Origin of the sequence: Photobacterium sp. GSS17 (assembly GCF_028621875.1) — a bacterium.
Classification (GTDB): domain Bacteria; phylum Pseudomonadota; class Gammaproteobacteria; order Enterobacterales; family Vibrionaceae; genus Photobacterium; species Photobacterium ganghwense.
The window spans coordinates 2,310,399-2,327,098 of sequence record NZ_CP117517.1 but is presented as its reverse complement, the minus strand read 5'-3'; the positions used below and the strand labels follow the sequence as shown (position 1 = coordinate 2,327,098).

The following is a 16,700-nucleotide window of genomic DNA, read 5'->3' as shown; positions in this document are numbered from 1 at the left end:
TCATCATCGCGCCGGTTTCAGAATGAAAAAGATAGGTTATAGGGGGATGCATGGAATCATTGAAAGTGAAAGATTACATGAATATGCGCCCGGTGACATTTGAGCCTAAGATGTCACTTGCCAAGGCCTTAGATAAATTGCTGACGTCCAAGCAAATCGGTGGCCCGGTGGTGGATGAGAACCGCAGAGTGGTGGGATTTTTGTCTGAGCAGGACATGATCCACAAATTGCTGAAAGTCGGGTACTACTGTCAGGATACCCACACCGTGGAAGAGTGCATGAGACCTGATGTGCTGACGGTTTCTCCGGATGACTCCATTATTGAGCTGGCGGAAACAATGGCCGGTCAGAAGCCTAAGATTTATCCGGTTGTGGAGCGGAACCAGTTAATCGGTGTAATTACCCGCCGTGACGTTTTGACCGCAATCAGTAACCAAATCGGGGATTGCTTTAAACATCCGGTGTAGTCCGGTTTTGAACTCGTGTAGGGACACCTTTCCCATTTCGCGATTACGCTTCTCTCCAGGCCAGCCTGAATAGGTTGGCTTTATTTTATCCGTTGAGCGGTCATTTCTTTGACGAGAAGCACCACAGATAACAGCACTTTCCTGTTACTTATCATGTGCTTGATAGTAACAGCCACAAGGTTCCTCAAACCTGCCTCACAGATTTACGTTAAAGTCCTGTGACTTCACTGGTTTCTTGATCTAACGCCGGGAACAAACCCCTTCCATCTGACAAGGTGCGGTTGATTTATGGCCTCCGTCGACGCGTCTCAGTCGAATGAATGTCTGAGAGCCTGGCACCGGTAACGTTTGCTTACGACACTACTTTACCGGATTGGATTTGTTGGTGCTTGTTATTGAGTCTTAAGGGATTGTTGCCACTATGCGTTTTTCTATGCGGTACCTGCTGCCTGTTTTGATACCCCTGATTGTGTTATTGCTGCCGGCTTCGGCTTTTCCGGTTGAAGGGCTGACGGTGATTCAGCAGCGGGTGATTGCGATCTTTCTGCTGGCGGCGCTGTGCTGGGTTCTGGAGCCTATTCCTATTTATGCCACCTCCGTGGTGATTATTGTGCTGGAACTTTTGCTGCTGTCAGACAAGGGACTGTATCTGTTCCGCCTTGATGAGGGCAGCCCGCAGTTTGGGGAACTGCTCAATTACAGTGACATTATGGCGACGTTCGCCAGCCCGATCATTATGTTGTTTCTGGGCGGATTTTTTCTGGCCATGGCGGCCACCAAATACCGGCTTGACGTCAACCTTGCCCGGGTGCTGCTGAAGCCTTTCGGTACTCAGCCCAAATTTGTCATGTTTGGCCTGATGATGATCACCGCCGTGTTTTCGATGTTCATGTCCAATACCGCGACCACGGCAATGATGCTGTCGATTCTGGCGCCGGTGATTGCCCTGTTTGGTCCTAAGGACCCGGGCAAAATTGCTTTTGCTCTGTGTATTCCGGTGGCGGCCAACATCGGCGGTATCGGTACGCCAATTGGCACACCGCCTAATGCGATTGCCCTGAAGTACCTGACCGGCGAGAACATGATTACGTTCGGCGAATGGATGTTCTTCGGGGTGCCGTTCGTTGCCGTCCTGCTGGTGTTCGCCTGGGGACTGATTAACGCCATGTATCCGGCCGAGCAGGACAAAATTGAACTTACGATTAAAGGTACCTTCCTGAAAACCCCTAAGGCAATCACGGTTTACCTGACCTTCGGGTTGACAATTATGTTGTGGCTGATGGGATCGGCACATGGCATGAACTCGTATACTGTCGCGCTGATCCCGGTGGCGATTTTCTCCCTGACCGGAATCATCAACAAAGAGGATCTCAAGAAAATTTCCTGGGATGTGCTGTGGCTGGTGTCCGGGGGGATTGCATTAGGGCTGGCGCTGGATCAGACCGGCCTTGCCAGACTGATGGTACACAGCATCCCGTTTGATCAATTCTCGCCATATGTGGTGCTGGTCGGTTCAGCGGTGCTGTGCCTGCTGATGGCGAACTTTATGTCACATACCGCGACGGCTAACCTGCTGATGCCAATCATGGCAGCACTGGGTACCTCGATGACCTCGCTCGTCCCGTTGGGAGGCGAAATCACCCTGATTCTTGTGGTGACGTTTGCCGCTTCACTCGGGATGTCACTGCCTATCAGTACGCCGCCCAATGCGCTGGCACATGCGACCGGTCATGTGGAAAGTAACCAGATGGCACGAGTCGGGGTCATTATCGGGGTTGTCGGGGTTATATTGAGTTTCGGGATGATTTGGCTGTTGCATATGATTGACCATATCTGATGCGAGGGGGAGTTATGGATAAACTGAATATCATCTGCGTGGATGATGAAAGGGAAGTGCTGAACGCGGTGTTAAAGGATTTGTCACCGCTGGATGTGTACTTTCAGGTTGAAGGGTGTGAATCAGCAGATGAAGCCCTGGCCCTGATGGATGAGCTGGATGCTGCCGGAGAGTACGTCGCGCTGCTGATTTCGGACCATGTGATGCCAGGTAAAACCGGCGTTGAGCTGCTGACCGAAGTGTCGCAGGATGTCCGGTTCGCCCAGACCAAGAAGGTATTGCTGACCGGGCAGGCTACGCATCAGGATACGATCGCAGCTATTAATCAGGCGCGTATCGAAAGTTATTTTGAGAAACCCTGGCAGGCAGAAGCATTGTTGGCTCGCGCCCGCAGCCTGGTAACTGAGTATCTGTTCGATAAGGGGCTGGATTATGAGCCCTGGCTGGATGCCTTAGACAACAGTGTGATTTACCGGCGGCTGACCTGACAGAAACAGCCCATCGCAGTAAGTGCCAAAGAAAATCATTCTCCGCTTGACCTTGGACTTGGCTCTAAGGTTTATAGTTGGATATATGGAGATGAAAACCATTATCAACTAAGGAGAATGGCCTTATGTGTGCTCAATGTAATAACAAGAAATTGCACGTTCATGCTGCCCATCCAGGGCAGGACAGCCCGGCAACGGTTCAGGTTGCCAATAACCAGCATGATGGCGGCAGCTGCTGTGGTTCGTCGAGTTGCAGCTCAATTAACGGTGCCGATCCGGTGATCAAAGAAGGGGATTCCCCCGGCGATGAGGAGCCTGCGCCCAGACCGCCCGCTGGCCTTGCTGTCAATCGCATAACGTCGGCGCCCGCCGATACCGAATCCTCCTGTTGCAGTCAGGATGGCTGCTGTTCTGCTGAGTCTGTCGCTGACGAAGAGCAAGTAACGGCAGAACCGCCATCCGACCGCGCTACGTTAAGCTGGAAAGTCGATGGCATGGACTGCCCTAGCTGTGCCAGCAAACTGGAAAAGGCCATCTCCGCGTTAGAAGGGGTGACGTCGGCCAAAGTGATGTTTGCGACAGAAAAACTGGTGGTCAGCTGTCATTCGGAACGCGTTGCGGCCAGCCTCTCCGAGGACATTATCGCCAAAACACGGGAAACCGGCTTCAGTCTGCTGGACGCTGAAAATGCCCCGTCGGAATCAGAAAGCCAGAGTTTGCTCAAAGCGAATCTGCCGGTACTGACTCTGGCTGGCATGATGTTGCTGTCTGTCATCCTCAGCCAGTTCAATGACATGACCGGTACGGTGGCGTTCGCTGCGACCACATTGCTGGGGCTCGTGCCGATTGTGCGCAAGGCTGTCTCCTCTGCCAGAAATGGCTCGCCGTTTTCCATCGAGACTCTGATGAGCGTTGCGGCTGTTGGTGCCCTATATCTGGGGGAAACAGCGGAAGCTGCCATGGTTTTGCTGCTGTTCATGATTGGTGAGCAGCTAGAAGGCTATGCTTCGGCGAAGGCGCGAAGCGGGGTTAAAGCGCTGATGGCTCTGGTACCTGAACAAGCAACTCGGTTGTTGTCTGATGGTCGACGCGAACAGGTTGCCGCGAGCGCGCTGCAGCCCGGCGATATTATTGAAGTCGCACCGGGTGGCCGATTACCGGCCGACGTTGTTCTGCTCGAACATGCTGCCAGTTTTGACGAAAGTGCTCTGACCGGCGAATCGGTGCCGGTTGAACGCAACCCGGGAGAAACCGTGATGGCGGGGGCGTTGGCAGCTGACAGTGTAGTACGGCTGAAAGTGGTCTCGCGGCAAGGGGAAAATGCCATTGACCGCATTTTGCACCTAATTGAAGAGGCGGAATCTCGCAAAGCTCCGCTGGAACGCTTTGTTGATCGCTTCAGCCGCTGGTATACCCCTGCCATGATTGTGTTGGCGACGCTGGTTGTGGTTATTCCGCCGCTGTTTTTTGCGCAAAGCTGGGAAGCCTGGCTGTATAAAGGGCTCACATTACTGTTAATTGCCTGTCCTTGCGCGTTGGTGATCTCTATTCCGGCGGCCGTTACGTCTGGTTTGGCTGCCGCCACCCGTCGTGGTGCCCTGATTAAAGGTGGCGCGGCTCTTGAGCAGTTAGGCCGGATTCAAACCGTGGCCTTTGATAAAACCGGCACCCTGACCGAAGGGAAACCTGCGGTAACCGATATTGTCAGTTGGGACGGCGATGAAGATCGGCTACTGCGTCAGGCCGCGGCCATTGAAGTCGGCTCGGCACACCCGTTAGCCAAAGCGGTTATCACGGCCGCAGAAGCGCGTGGCTTAGCGGTTCAGGAAGCTGCCCACCGAAAAGCCCTGCCGGGTCGCGGTATTCAGGGGGAGATTGACGGTGAACTACTGATGTTGTCTGCGGCCAATCGGTTACCAGAGACAGTCAGTCTGACCAAGCCGCAGGCTGATCAGATTTTCGCTCTCGAAGACGAAGGGAAAACGCTGGTCGTCGTGCTCCGTAATCAGCAGCCGGTCGGGCTGATAGCCTGGCGCGACACACTGCGGCAGGACAGTGCAGCAGCCATTGAAGCGCTGCATGGAATGGGGATCCGCACGGTGATGCTGACTGGCGATAACCCTCGCGCTGCCGCTGCGATCGCCCGTGAAATCGGCATTGAATACCGGGCTGGATTGCTGCCGGAAGATAAAGTGAAGGAAATCGAGCAGGTCAGTCAGCATACCCGGATCGCAATGGTTGGTGATGGCATTAATGACGCGCCGGCAATGAAAACCGCATCAATCGGAATTGCCATGGGCAGCGGGAGTGATGTCGCGCTGGAAACGGCTGATGCGGCGCTGACCCATAACCGGGTGGCGGAACTACCGGTTATGATTGCCCTGTCGCAGGCTACGTTGGCGAACATTCGCCAGAATATTACGTTAGCTCTGGGGCTTAAGGGGATCTTTCTGGTGACAACCCTGCTGGGCATGACCGGCTTATGGCTGGCTGTGCTGGCGGACAGTGGCGCTACCGCGCTGGTGACGCTTAACGCGCTTCGGTTACTGAAGTTTAAATCGTAGGGGTTCCCCGGGGTGAATGCCGTCCCCAGACAGTATTCACCCTGCAAATTGACCCTCTCTCTTACATCATCAAAGGACACTGTTATTCGAACAGTGTCCTTTTTTTATCTGACTGATTTTCTGTATGGCGTGGGGGAATACCCATGATGCGGGCTCGGCATTGGCATGCCAGAGGTTGGCGGAGAAGACGCTGTTTACGGTTGGTTGAAAAAGTAGTGGTTAAATAATGACCGCTATCAATCATCCGAAACAAAAAATAATATGCATCCTGTTTCTTGCTATAACTGATCATAGTGATTGCCAATAAGAGCTGACATCAACATATATTTAGTCGGGCATTGATGTCGAAGGGGCGAAATGAGTACATCGCTGCCGCCACTGTATTCAATACAGGATATCTAATACAGATCGGGACAAATTGAGCACGCCAAAACAGAGGGAGTTGGGGGGACACTATGGTCAGAGACTTAAAACTGGGATGGAAAATCGGAATTGGCTTTGCCGTTGTATTGGGTCTGCTGTCTGTGATCCTGACCATCAGTATCATGGCGCTGCGTGATACCGAGCAGGGGATTGGCTCTTACCGGGAGCTGGCACGCGACAGTAATCTGACCGGACGTCTGGAAGCCAACATGCTGATGGTAAGGATGAACGTCAAAGACTACCTGTTGAGCCAGCGTGATGAAGATCTGCGGCAATTCACCCGTTATCTGGATAAAGTGAATACCTTAATGGCTGAAACCCGTCAGTCGGTTCATGATCCGGAACGTTCAGCGTTGCTCACTCAAATTGATGATAGTTTGAAGGAATACAATCAGTCGTTTGAGGAAATGGCAGCGCTGACCCAACGGAGCAATCAGGTCCGTAAAGATAAGCTGGAGCCACTCTACGACACTCTGTTCAGCACGATGGCATCAATTGCCCACTCAGCGTATCAGGACAATGATTACCAGACCTTTTTCTTTGCCACTAAAGTGCAGGAAGTACTGCAAACCGGGCGGCTTTATATCACTGATTTTCTGCACACCGGACTTCAGACCGATTTTAATATGGCGCGTTCAACGCTGGACACTTCGATCAGCGAACCTTTGAATCGTCTTAATCAGCTGGTGGTGAATCCAGTGCGCAAAGGGTTGCTGGGCCAGTTTCACACCGCTCATCGCGATTATCTGGACAGCCTGAGTACCATTTATAGCGATATCAACGCGCGCAATACCCTGATCTACGAAAGTCTGAATAAAATTGGACCAGCGATTGCTTCCGATCTGGATGCCGTGAAAATGTCGGTGATAAATGATCAGGATCAGCTCGGGCCACAGTTGGTGGCAGTGACCAGCCGTCGAATTACCATGAACGTGATTCTCTCTGTGGCGGCGGTGATTGCGGGGGCGGTGGCTGCATATATCCTCACCAAGGCGATTACCGGGCCTATCCGGCGCGCGGTGCAGGCGGCGAACCAGTTGTCGGAAGGGGATCTGACGCTGGTGATTGACAACCACAGCAAGGATGAAACCGGCCAGTTGCTGGACGCGGTGCAACATACCGCCACGAATCTGCGCAATATGATCACCACAATCTCTGCAGCCAGTATTGAGCTGGCGTCTGCGGCCGAAGAGCTGGCCGTGACTGCAGCGCAGTCTAATCACGGCATTGAAGAGCAGGAAAAGGAGACGGAACTGGTTGCGACGGCGATGAACGAAATGACCGTGACTGTTCATGACGTTGCCGATAATGCGGCACGGGCGGCGGAAGCGGCCGATCAGGCAGACCGCGAAGCCACTGTCGGTGGGAAGGTGGTCGAAGAGACGATTCAGTCGATTAATCAGCTCTCTGATCAGGTGATGGATTGCTCAGCGAAGCTTCATGAGGTCGAGAAAGAGACCATGAATATTGGCCGGATCCTCAACGTGATTCGGGAAATTGCCGAACAGACCAACCTGCTGGCTCTGAATGCTGCCATTGAAGCCGCACGAGCCGGTGAGCAGGGACGTGGTTTCGCTGTTGTGGCTGATGAAGTCCGCTCGCTGGCACAGCGTACCCAGTCATCTACCGAGGAGATTCAGACGCTGATTGAACAGCTTCAGTCTGGTGTGAAAAGTGCGGTAACCGTGATGAACCACGGCAAGGATCAAGCGGTTGCCAGCGTGGGACAGGCCGCCGATACCGGAGCTGCGCTGAAAGCCATTACTCATGCGGTGAGTGTGATTAATGATATGAACATGCAAATTGCCAGTGCAGCAGAAGAGCAAAGTTCGGTGGCTGAAAGTATCAACCAAAATGTGGTGTCGGTACGACGGATTGCAGAGGAGAATGCCGTTGCTGCCACTCAGAGTCAGAATGCGACCAGTGAGATTGCGCAGCTGGCAGAGCAATTGAAAGGGATGGTGACCCAGTTCAAGGTTTAAGGGACAAAGGTATAAAAGACAGAGGTAAAAGAGGCAAAGGTAAAAGAGACAGGTTTAAGGTCTTCAGTAAGAAGAAAAGAGTCGAACGTTTTGAGCTCGGACAAAAAAATCGTTGTAAATTCCATCAAGTAAAGGGCCGGGTGCAAGATGCAGCCGGCTTTTTTACTGGTGATATTCAAAACAAATAGTGTGATATATCGCAAAGGTAAACGTTTTTATGTGACTACAGTCACTGTTAACTGAAATGTTAAAAGTCATACCTTTCTCTTAATGTGACAATCATCACTTAACTATTGGTTGCTATGAGCTATCGTTATTCTGTGTTTCACAAGTGCTTCTGACGCGAAGCCTTTTGAGTAACAGATTTTCGAGTGCTTGTGAAACAACTCACGTAGAGCCGCTAGCCTCTTATCCCTATCTGGCGGCAATAACAAAAAAAGGATATGACTATGTCTGACAACGCAGTATTTCATCTGGGTGTGACCAAAGCCGATCTTAACGGTGCTGAACTGGCGATTATTCCTGGCGACCCTGCTCGCGTAGAGAAAATCGCGAACCTGATGGAAAATCCTGAATTTCTGGCTAGTGCGCGTGAGTACACAGTTTACCGTGCCAAGCTGGACGGCAAGCCAGTAGTAGTGTGTTCTACAGGTATCGGTGGCCCATCAACTTCTATCGCGGTGGAAGAGCTGGCTCAGCTGGGCGTTCGTACTTTCCTGCGTGTCGGTACCACAGGTGCAATCCAGCCGCATATTAATGTGGGTGACATGATTGTGACTACCGGCTCTGTGCGTCTGGACGGTGCCAGCCTGCACTTTGCGCCGATGGAATTTCCTGCCGTGGCTGACTTTGATGTGGCAACAGCCATGAAAGCGGCTTGTGATGCTGATGGTGCAACCGTTCACACAGGCGTAACGGCTTCCAGTGATACTTTCTACCCAGGTCAGGAACGTTACGACACATTCTCCGGCCGTGTGGTACGTCGTTTCCAGGGCTCAATGAAAGAGTGGCAGGAAATGGGTGTGCTGAACTTTGAGATGGAATCAGCCACGCTGCTGACCATGTGTGCAAGTTCTGGCCTGCGTGCTGGTTGTGTGGCGGGTGTTATCATCAACCGTACACAGAAAGAAATTCCTGACCACGCCACGCTGAAAGAAACAGAAGCTCGCTCAATCAAAGTCGTGGTTGAAGCTGCACGCCGTATGCTGGCCCAGTAAATACTGAGTCTGAGACCGGCAGGAGCGGCTATTCATTTGGTGTAAAACGCTCTGTCTGTTCGTCAGTCTCGTATCAGGTAAAAAATTATGAAAAAACCAGTGCGAAAGCACTGGTTTTTTTCTTTTCAGGCACGGTGGTAGCCAAATTCATCGCATTGCCCCCATGACGAAACTCGTTTTTTGTAACTGAATACAGAGTGCATAAACGAAGAAGCGGGCTTGTCCGGCGCTATAAAAAACGGCTGATACGTTGAGTTACAAATGAGAGATTAACGAAACAATCTATGGCCAAGAATGGCATGTGTTAACTGAAAAATGTCATGATTTAACCAGTGTTTCGTACGACACTGTGTCCATCCGTCATTGCCTTACAAGGAATACGTGACCTTGTTCCAGAAACCTTTCTGAGAGTTCTGCCTGCTTTCTTTCTGTATGTAACGAATTAAGTTATGCGTCAAAATCCCCATAGTTATCAGTAATAACAAATGCTTAACTGTTCAATTCCAATACAGTGTGATCCTTTGTCCAGACTCTCTCCGTCGCTTTAAATAGTTATTCATTGTTATCCCCTTCGTTTTCCATTCTTACTATTGATAATTGATTCACTAAAAAAATAAAGTGTGATTTCGGTATCTTTTACTTAAAATTTTACCAGATTATTATCCCTCCGAATTTTCGTATTTTATGACATTGCGATTGTTTTCTTTGAGCAAGGCAATTTCTTTTCAGCACCATTTTTCCCTGTGTCCGGGCGACGCTGGCACTGGGAGCAAGAGGGAATCAATATGTTTCGACACACAGTGTTAGCCGCTCTGATAGGTTCAGTCATTGCGCTGGCGGGCTGTAATAGCAGCTCCCAGGATGAGAAAACCGCCGCCGTACCATCCGGCCCATACAAAAATGTTATCGACCGCACCGGATCTCCGGCGTTTCTTCGTGACTATGACGAGTACAGCAACCTGAAATACAACGCATTTGTTGATTTAGGGGCGTGGCATGGGCATTTGTTGCCAGCCGATGAGCAAGGCTATGGGGCATTTGGCGGGATCATGCAGATTACCCAGGAATATGCGCATTACATGTCAGGACAGGCATTTGACAAGCTCCACATTGCCGATCGCCTGAGCGGGGAAGTGATTGATCTCGCAGGTGCTGAAGCAACGGTGTACAGCACGCCGGGCGCATTAGTGCAAATTCTCAAAACAGACGTGCTGACCGTACAAATGGTGCTGCGGTTTGTGACGGATCGGACCTCACTGGTCGAAACTCAGATTACCAACCACAGCGGTAAAGCGATGGAACTGGCGCTGACCTGGGACGGTGAGCTGTTGGAAAAAGCCCGTTCGACACCGGGTTATGAAACCATGTCAGTGGATGACATGTATCCGGATTACCAGCGCCGTATCGAACCAATTGAAAACGGTCTGAAAATTCGTTTCGGCGAGATGAAAGACAACTGGGCCATCCGCAATGACGGGGATGCGGAATTCCGGATTGTGCGTTCTGTGGCTAACCAGACCCAGGTTGAGACCAATAATATTGCGTTCTCATCGACGGCTGGCCAGCACGTGCCTGCCGATGGCACGGTGAAGATCTACACCACGTACTCACATCTTCATAATGCCGAAGAAGTGGAGAAAGAAGCGCGCAAAATCGCCGACATTCTTGCTAATCCACAGCCTTATATGCTGGCTACGGATGAGCGCTGGAACTCGTATATTGCATCGGGCATGGTGAATCAACAGGCAACGGAAGCTCAGGCTCGTGTGGGGGTTAAAGCGATGATGACCCTGAACGGCAACTGGCGTTCGGCAGCCGGGGATATTCACCAGTCAACCGTAACGCCTTCCGTCACGGCTCGCTGGTTCTCTGGTAACCTGACTTGGCCGTGGGATACCTGGAAACAGGCTTACGCCATGGCGCATTTCAACCCGGATGTGGCGATGGATAATATCCGTACGGTGTTTGAGTATCAGGTTAAAGGCAATGACCCTATCCGTCCGCAGGACCAGGGATACTTGCTGGATGTGGTCAGCTATTCCTTGCCGCAGAGCCGGGGTGGTGCCGGGTCAGAAAACTGGAATGAGAGAAACACCAAGCCGTCACTGGCTGCCTGGGCTGTGATGGAAGTCTACCATGCGTTGAAAGATGAATTTAACCGTCCGGCAGATGCACAGGCCTGGATTGATGAAATGTATCCTAAACTGGTGGCGTATCATGATTGGTGGCTGACAAATCGGGATCACAATAACAACGGTGTGCCGGAATACGGTGCCGCGGTGGATCCGGCTCACAATACCGAAGATGGCCACATGTATGTGTGGGTAACCACCACGGAAGACTTGAATGCACGGTTTGGGGCGGATGTGCTGGAGCACAAAGGCAACGATTATAAAGTGCGGGGAATGGATAACTACAACACCATCCTGGATGAGGTGAATTACACCGCGCTGCATGTGGGCGCACAGGAAGCGGCAGGCTGGGAATCCGGAATGGACAATGCTGCCCGGTTTGGCTTTATTTCGGACGAACAGTTGCAAGCTTATGCCGACAGCCACTATGGCGGTAATCTGTCGGCAGCAAGAAAAGACTGGGAAGTACGTTTTGCGGAAAACCGGGATGATAACGGTGAACTACTGGGATTCTCCATGTTGCAGGAGTCGGTTGATCAGGCTTCATACATGTACTCAGACAACAAATATCTGGCCGAAATGGCGGCGCTTGTGTCCAAGTCGGTACCGGGCAAACAGCGAGCACAGGAGTTTCTTGATGGCGCTGAAGCGCTGCATACCTATATCAACACCTGTATGTTCGATGCAGAAAGCCAGTTTTTCTACGACATTCAGATGAACGTCGACCCGAACGGCAAGCTTGCTCCAGTGATGAAAAATGGCGTGGCCTGTGCGGGTGAGCCAATCGTAGCCCGTGGCCGCGGCCCTGAAGGCTGGGGACCGCTGTTTAATGGTGCAGCGACGCAGGCAACGGCGGATAAAGTCGTGAACACAATGCTTAATGCAGAAGAGTTTAACACCGCATTGAAGTATGAGGGGGCCGGTATTTCGCTGCCAACTGCGTCGCAGAGCAACCCGGCGTATCATGCCGATATTTACTGGCGTGGTCGCGTCTGGCTGGATCAGTTCTATTTTGGGGTGCAGGGCATGAAGCAATACGGCTACGGTGAAGAAGCGGTGCAACTGGCCAACGCCTTGTTCAGCAATGCCGAAGGCATGGTGGGTGACGGCGCGATTCGAGAGAACTATAACCCGGAAACCGGTGCCGTGCAGGGCGCGAGCAACTTCTCATGGAGTGCGGCGCATCTTTACATGCTGTATCGGGACTTCTTCAAAGAAACCAAATAGCGTGAGAAGGTATTATCCTCAGGCTTGAGTGAGAAAGAAGGGCAAAGGTAGAGGTCGAAGGATAGAAGCACAGAACCGCAAAAAGACCCCTTCAGAAAAAGAACCGTCATAAAAACAAAACCGCCACAGTCGTGGCAGTTTTGTTTGTCTTTTGTGGGCAGCTGTCAGCAGCATTGCGCAGACTTAGGCCAAATCCTGGCTCTGGCCTCCCGCCGCTTTGAACCACTGATGCAGATGTGTCTGCAAATCACCTAACTGCTCCGGCCCGATAATCGCCAGACCCAGATCCTGAGCGCGGACCAGATCGTGGTGACGCAGCGGACGGAAGCTGACTAGCATTGCGCGCGCCTGCAGGCCACCCAGCAGATCTCGCAGCGATTCCAGCTTATACAAGGTGTCGTCGCCGTCATCACGCATGCCTTTAGTTTTACATTCAATGATGTGGAGTTTGTTGTTCACCACGGTTGCCACATCCAGCTCGTTACGCACTTCACGGTCGCCGATTTGGCGGTAAACCTGCACCCCGAGGGAGTGATCCTGAATGGTCGGCAGATCGTTCTGAATCGCACGCACTGTGCTGTGCACCAGGTTCTCCAGCCACTCACCGTTGGCAAAGCGACGGGCCTCTTCATGCTTAAAGGTCAGTACACCGTCTTGGTAATTGGCCAGTCCGGTTTCCTCTAAATCATTAATCAGCATGCCCAGCTCTTTATAGCCTTGCTGCTTGTCACTCAGTTCAACGTCCAGTTTTTGTTCTTTACGGCAGGTGGTCGCCAGGTAGTTCAGTGTTGCCAGACCCGGCCCCAGTTCCAGTGCCGCACTAGCCCAGCGTTGGCCCAGTTCCCACAGTTGCTCGTTCAGGGCTTCTGGTACCTGAGATTCCGGCAGTTCGCAACGGGCACCAAAAATGGTCAGGTAATCGGTCAGCTGAATGCGGTCTTCAACCTGCTGTTGTTCGCGGTCGGCCGGATAAAGCCAGCACATTTCATCGCTGAATGGTTCGATGACATAAATCGGCCAGTGGTAGGTACGAAACACTTCGTAAGCAGAGAGCAGGCGGTGACGCAGACCACAGCTGGCATTGAACCAGACATCGGTGTTTTCTTTCTTGAGGCGTTCCGCCAGCTCAATCACTGTGGCGCGGATTTTGGTAACGTTGATAGAGTCGGGGATAACCCAGAATTCGGTGTCGATGTGACGGGGAGTCAGAATAGAGGCAAGGCGTTCATATTGATCCTGTTGAGAAGCCGTACCGAGAAAAATCATCTTGTCAGAAGGAATGCCGTGATCGAGAAGCGGGGTGATCAGTCTGACAGGATCTTGATCAATAATGCCAACGTGAGTAATCATAATTATCCTTAGGCGCTTTCAGTGACTTACTCCGGCAATCAACAGGGTACATAAAAGTCAGCTCCGGATAGTAAGGTCATTAAAATAACGCTTTTCATTGTCTTTCTTAATATATGTGGCCCGAGTGTCAGAATTTCAAGTCATACCCGGGAAGCTTTACTCTAAGCCAAGCAAATCAAAGAAATGTCTGAGTAATGTAAGTCTTTGTCAGCATAAATAAAAATTCGTAAATCCAGATTTCAGGACGTAATTTATGCCCGCACTTTGTTATGTAAAGCAGGAAACCTGCCGTAAATTTCGGGAAAAAGATTGAAATTATTGTGCTGGCAGTGACAATAAACGGGAAATCATCAACCTGTACGAGTCATGACCCAGAAACTGACCATCCTAGATATTGCCAAGCTTGCCGGTGTCGGAAAATCCACGGTTTCGCGCGTATTAACTAACGATCCTAAAGTGAAGCCTGCGACCCGGGAAAAAGTGGAACAGGTGATTCGCGAATCCGGTTATGTGCCCTCAAAGTCAGCGCAGGCGATGCGCGGCGGCAGCGCCAAAGTGGTAGGGGTGATTCTGTCGCGTCTTGACTCCCCGTCAGAAAATAAAGCCGTCAGCGGTATCCTCGATGTGATCTACCAGGCGGGTTACGATGCTGTCATCATGGAAAGCCAGTTCAGCGCCGAAAAAACCAATGAGCACCTCGAGGTGCTGACCAGGCGCAATGTCGATGGGGTGATTGTGTTCGGTTTTTCCGGGTGCGATATGTCGGCCATTGAAACCTTTGGTCACCGTGCGGTCGTCATTGCGGTGGATACCGATCAGGTATCTTCGGTCGATTATGATCACAAGGGGCTGATTGAACTGGCGGTGAATAAGCTGGTGGAGCAGGGCCTTGAAGCCATTAGTTATATCGGGGTGGATGAGAGTGACCGAACAACGGGGCTGATGCGTTTGAATGCATACAAAGAATGCTGCGAGCGGCTGGGCATTTCGCCTTGTTTTCAAACCGGCCAGCTCAGTTATGAAAGCGCTTACCACCTGACTGACAAGGTGCTGCTCGCTGAAACGCAGGCCATCGTCTGCGCCAGTGACACCCTTGCCATGGGCGTAGCCAAACGCCTGCAGGAACTGGGGCGCACTGACGTTCAGGTCTCCGGCGTTGGCGCGACATCACTGCTTTCTTTCTTATTTCCCAATACCTTCAGTATTGATCCCGGCTACTACCAGGCCGGGGCAGAATCCGCCCGCTTGTTAATCCGGCAGCTTTCAGAACCGGCAGGCATAACTCATCTGGTGCAGCAGGCATCCGTCTGATCACTTCGTCATTGTCCATCGTTGCTGGCAGATCCAGCTAGACTTTCTTAACAGCAAGGTGTGAACTGATTCACGCAATGGGAATGTTCCCATTTTCAATGTGAGCAGTTTTTGGAATGATTGTTGTTGCTTGGTGGGAACATTCCCATTAATGGCAAAAGCCTGCCGATACAGGCGAAAATGTGCGACGAAAAATACAACATTCCTATTTCAATAACGATGGACAACGGCATGAGTAAGATTACCCAACAACAGGTGGAGCGCCTGCTCGAACAAGTCGGAGGAAGCGAGAACATCGCCAGTGTCAGTCACTGCCTGACCCGCCTCCGCTTTGTACTGGCCGATACAGATAAAGCGGATATTAAAGCCATTGAACAGATCCCGATGGTCAAAGGTTGTTTCACCAATGCCGGCCAGTTTCAGGTGGTGATTGGCACTGAGGTGGATCAGGTCTATAAGATGTTGACCGAATTGACGGGCAAGGGTGGGGCCAGCAAAGAAGAAGCGAAAGTCGCGGCCCGTCAGAACATGAACATTCTGGAGCGCGGGATCTCCCATCTGGCCGAAATTTTTGTCCCGTTGCTGCCAGCTATCATTACCGGGGGCCTGATTCTGGGGTTCCGGAACGTGATTGGCGACATCAAAATGTTCGATGGCCAGACGCTGACGGAAATCAGTCAGTTCTGGGCGACGGTGCATTCTTTCTTGTGGCTGATCGGCGAGGCTATTTTCTTCTTCCTGCCTGTCGGGGTGTGCTGGTCAACCGTCCGGAAGATGGGCGGAACACCTATCCTCGGGATTGTACTGGGGATCACGCTGGTATCACCGCAACTGATGAATGCTTACCTGATTGGCCAGCAGGAACCGGAAGTGTGGGACTTTGGCTTGTTTGTGATTGAAAAAGTCGGGTATCAGGCACAGGTGATCCCGGCCATGCTGGCAGGTATTGCTCTGGCGCTGATTGAAACCAATCTGAAGAAGATTATTCCAGCGTACCTGTATCTGGTGATCGTGCCGTTCATCTCTATCGTGGTGTCCGTGGTGCTGGCACACGCATTGATCGGCCCGTTTGGTCGCATGCTGGGTGATGCTGTCGGTGCGGCTGCACGTGCGGCGATGACTGGTGACTTTGCGATTCTGGGCGCCATGATTTTTGGTTTCCTCTATGCCCCGCTGGTGATTACCGGTATCCACCACACCACCAATGCCGTTGACCTGCAATTGATGCAGTCGATGGGCGGCACACCTATCTGGCCGCTGATTGCCTTGTCGAACATTGCCCAGGCATCGGCGGTGGTAGGCATTATCCTCATCAGCAAGAAACACAATGAACGTGAAATCTCGGTGCCGGCAGCTATCTCGGCCTACCTTGGGGTCACCGAGCCGGCAATGTACGGGATTAACCTGAAATACAAATTCCCGATGCTGAGCGCCATGATTGGCTCTGGTTTGGCGGCGGCGATCTGCGGCAGTGCCGGAGTCATGGCGAATGGCATTGGTGTGGGCGGCCTGCCGGGGATTCTGTCGATTCAGCCGCAATACTGGCTGGTGTACCTGCTGGCGATGGCGGTAGCGATTGTGGTGCCAATGATGCTGACCCTGTTCATGTATAAGCGCGCAGAAGCGAAAGGTGAACTGGGCAATGACGAAGAAGCCAGTGCTGAAGCGGCAGCCTGATTCGGTCTGTTAATTTTGTAGCTGG

Annotated in this window: 10 protein-coding genes; 9 read left to right on the top strand and 1 reads right to left on the bottom strand. The window is 51.8% G+C overall.

Annotated features, from left to right (window positions below):
• The first annotated feature begins 50 nt into the window (after window positions 1-50).
• The 7 genes from PGW97_RS10375 (at window position 51) to ygjK (ending at window position 12,337) form a co-directional block, all read left to right on the top strand.
• Entirely contained in the window at window positions 51-467 is a 417-nt protein-coding gene (locus PGW97_RS10375; protein WP_047883418.1) for a CBS domain-containing protein, read from the top strand.
• A 421-nt stretch (window positions 468-888) separates the two neighbouring features.
• Window positions 889-2,304 (top strand): SLC13 family permease, encoded by a 1,416-nt coding sequence (locus tag PGW97_RS10370; RefSeq protein WP_273857271.1) that lies wholly within the window; start codon window positions 889-891, stop codon window positions 2,302-2,304.
• Between the two features lie 14 nt (window positions 2,305-2,318).
• Window positions 2,319-2,792 carry a response regulator gene (locus tag PGW97_RS10365; protein ID WP_273857270.1) on the top strand — a complete coding sequence of 158 codons (474 nt, stop codon included), beginning with the start codon at window positions 2,319-2,321 and terminating at the stop codon, window positions 2,790-2,792.
• A 125-nt stretch (window positions 2,793-2,917) separates the two neighbouring features.
• Complete coding sequence (locus PGW97_RS10360) at window positions 2,918-5,356, top strand: zinc/cadmium/mercury/lead-transporting ATPase (protein WP_273857269.1); 2,439 nt, start codon at window positions 2,918-2,920, stop codon at window positions 5,354-5,356.
• 455 nt (window positions 5,357-5,811) lie between these two features.
• On the top strand, window positions 5,812-7,761 hold the full coding sequence (locus PGW97_RS10355; protein ID WP_217392767.1) for a HAMP domain-containing methyl-accepting chemotaxis protein: 1,950 nt from the start codon (window positions 5,812-5,814) through the stop codon (window positions 7,759-7,761).
• Between the two features lie 449 nt (window positions 7,762-8,210).
• Entirely contained in the window at window positions 8,211-8,978 is a 768-nt protein-coding gene (udp, locus tag PGW97_RS10350) for a uridine phosphorylase (protein ID WP_047883422.1), read from the top strand.
• Window positions 8,979-9,763: 785 nt separating this feature from the next.
• Entirely contained in the window at window positions 9,764-12,337 is a 2,574-nt protein-coding gene (gene ygjK / locus PGW97_RS10345; RefSeq protein ID WP_273857268.1) for an alpha-glucosidase, read from the top strand.
• Window positions 12,338-12,520: 183 nt separating this feature from the next.
• Here the strand turns inward: ygjK and PGW97_RS10340 are convergent, their stop codons facing one another.
• Window positions 12,521-13,687 (bottom strand): Card1-like endonuclease domain-containing protein, encoded by a 1,167-nt coding sequence (locus PGW97_RS10340; protein WP_047883424.1) that lies wholly within the window; start codon window positions 13,685-13,687, stop codon window positions 12,521-12,523.
• Window positions 13,688-14,053: 366 nt separating this feature from the next.
• On the opposite strand from PGW97_RS10340, the gene treR reads away from it, so the two are divergent.
• Both treR and treB read left to right on the top strand, forming a co-directional pair.
• Window positions 14,054-14,998, top strand: coding sequence for a trehalose operon repressor TreR (gene treR / locus PGW97_RS10335; protein ID WP_047883425.1), 945 nt, complete (start codon window positions 14,054-14,056; stop codon window positions 14,996-14,998).
• A 231-nt stretch (window positions 14,999-15,229) separates the two neighbouring features.
• Window positions 15,230-16,675, top strand: a complete 1,446-nt coding sequence (gene treB / locus PGW97_RS10330) for a PTS trehalose transporter subunit IIBC (protein ID WP_273857267.1) — start codon at window positions 15,230-15,232, stop codon at window positions 16,673-16,675.
• Window positions 16,676-16,700: the final 25 nt, after the last annotated feature.

What these genes read in the sequence shown, in the direction of transcription:
- PGW97_RS10375 (WP_047883418.1), top strand. Translation starts at nt 51, where the DNA reads ATGGAATCATTGAAAGTGAAAGATTACATGAATATGCGCCCGGTGACA.
- PGW97_RS10370 (WP_273857271.1), top strand. Translation starts at nt 889, where the DNA reads ATGCGTTTTTCTATGCGGTACCTGCTGCCTGTTTTGATACCCCTGATT.
- PGW97_RS10365 (WP_273857270.1), top strand. Translation starts at nt 2,319, where the DNA reads ATGGATAAACTGAATATCATCTGCGTGGATGATGAAAGGGAAGTGCTG.
- PGW97_RS10360 (WP_273857269.1), top strand. Translation starts at nt 2,918, where the DNA reads ATGTGTGCTCAATGTAATAACAAGAAATTGCACGTTCATGCTGCCCAT.
- PGW97_RS10355 (WP_217392767.1), top strand. Translation starts at nt 5,812, where the DNA reads ATGGTCAGAGACTTAAAACTGGGATGGAAAATCGGAATTGGCTTTGCC.
- udp (WP_047883422.1), top strand. Translation starts at nt 8,211, where the DNA reads ATGTCTGACAACGCAGTATTTCATCTGGGTGTGACCAAAGCCGATCTT.
- ygjK (WP_273857268.1), top strand. Translation starts at nt 9,764, where the DNA reads ATGTTTCGACACACAGTGTTAGCCGCTCTGATAGGTTCAGTCATTGCG.
- PGW97_RS10340 (WP_047883424.1), bottom strand. Translation starts at nt 13,687, where the DNA reads ATGATTACTCACGTTGGCATTATTGATCAAGATCCTGTCAGACTGATC.
- treR (WP_047883425.1), top strand. Translation starts at nt 14,054, where the DNA reads ATGACCCAGAAACTGACCATCCTAGATATTGCCAAGCTTGCCGGTGTC.
- treB (WP_273857267.1), top strand. Translation starts at nt 15,230, where the DNA reads ATGAGTAAGATTACCCAACAACAGGTGGAGCGCCTGCTCGAACAAGTC.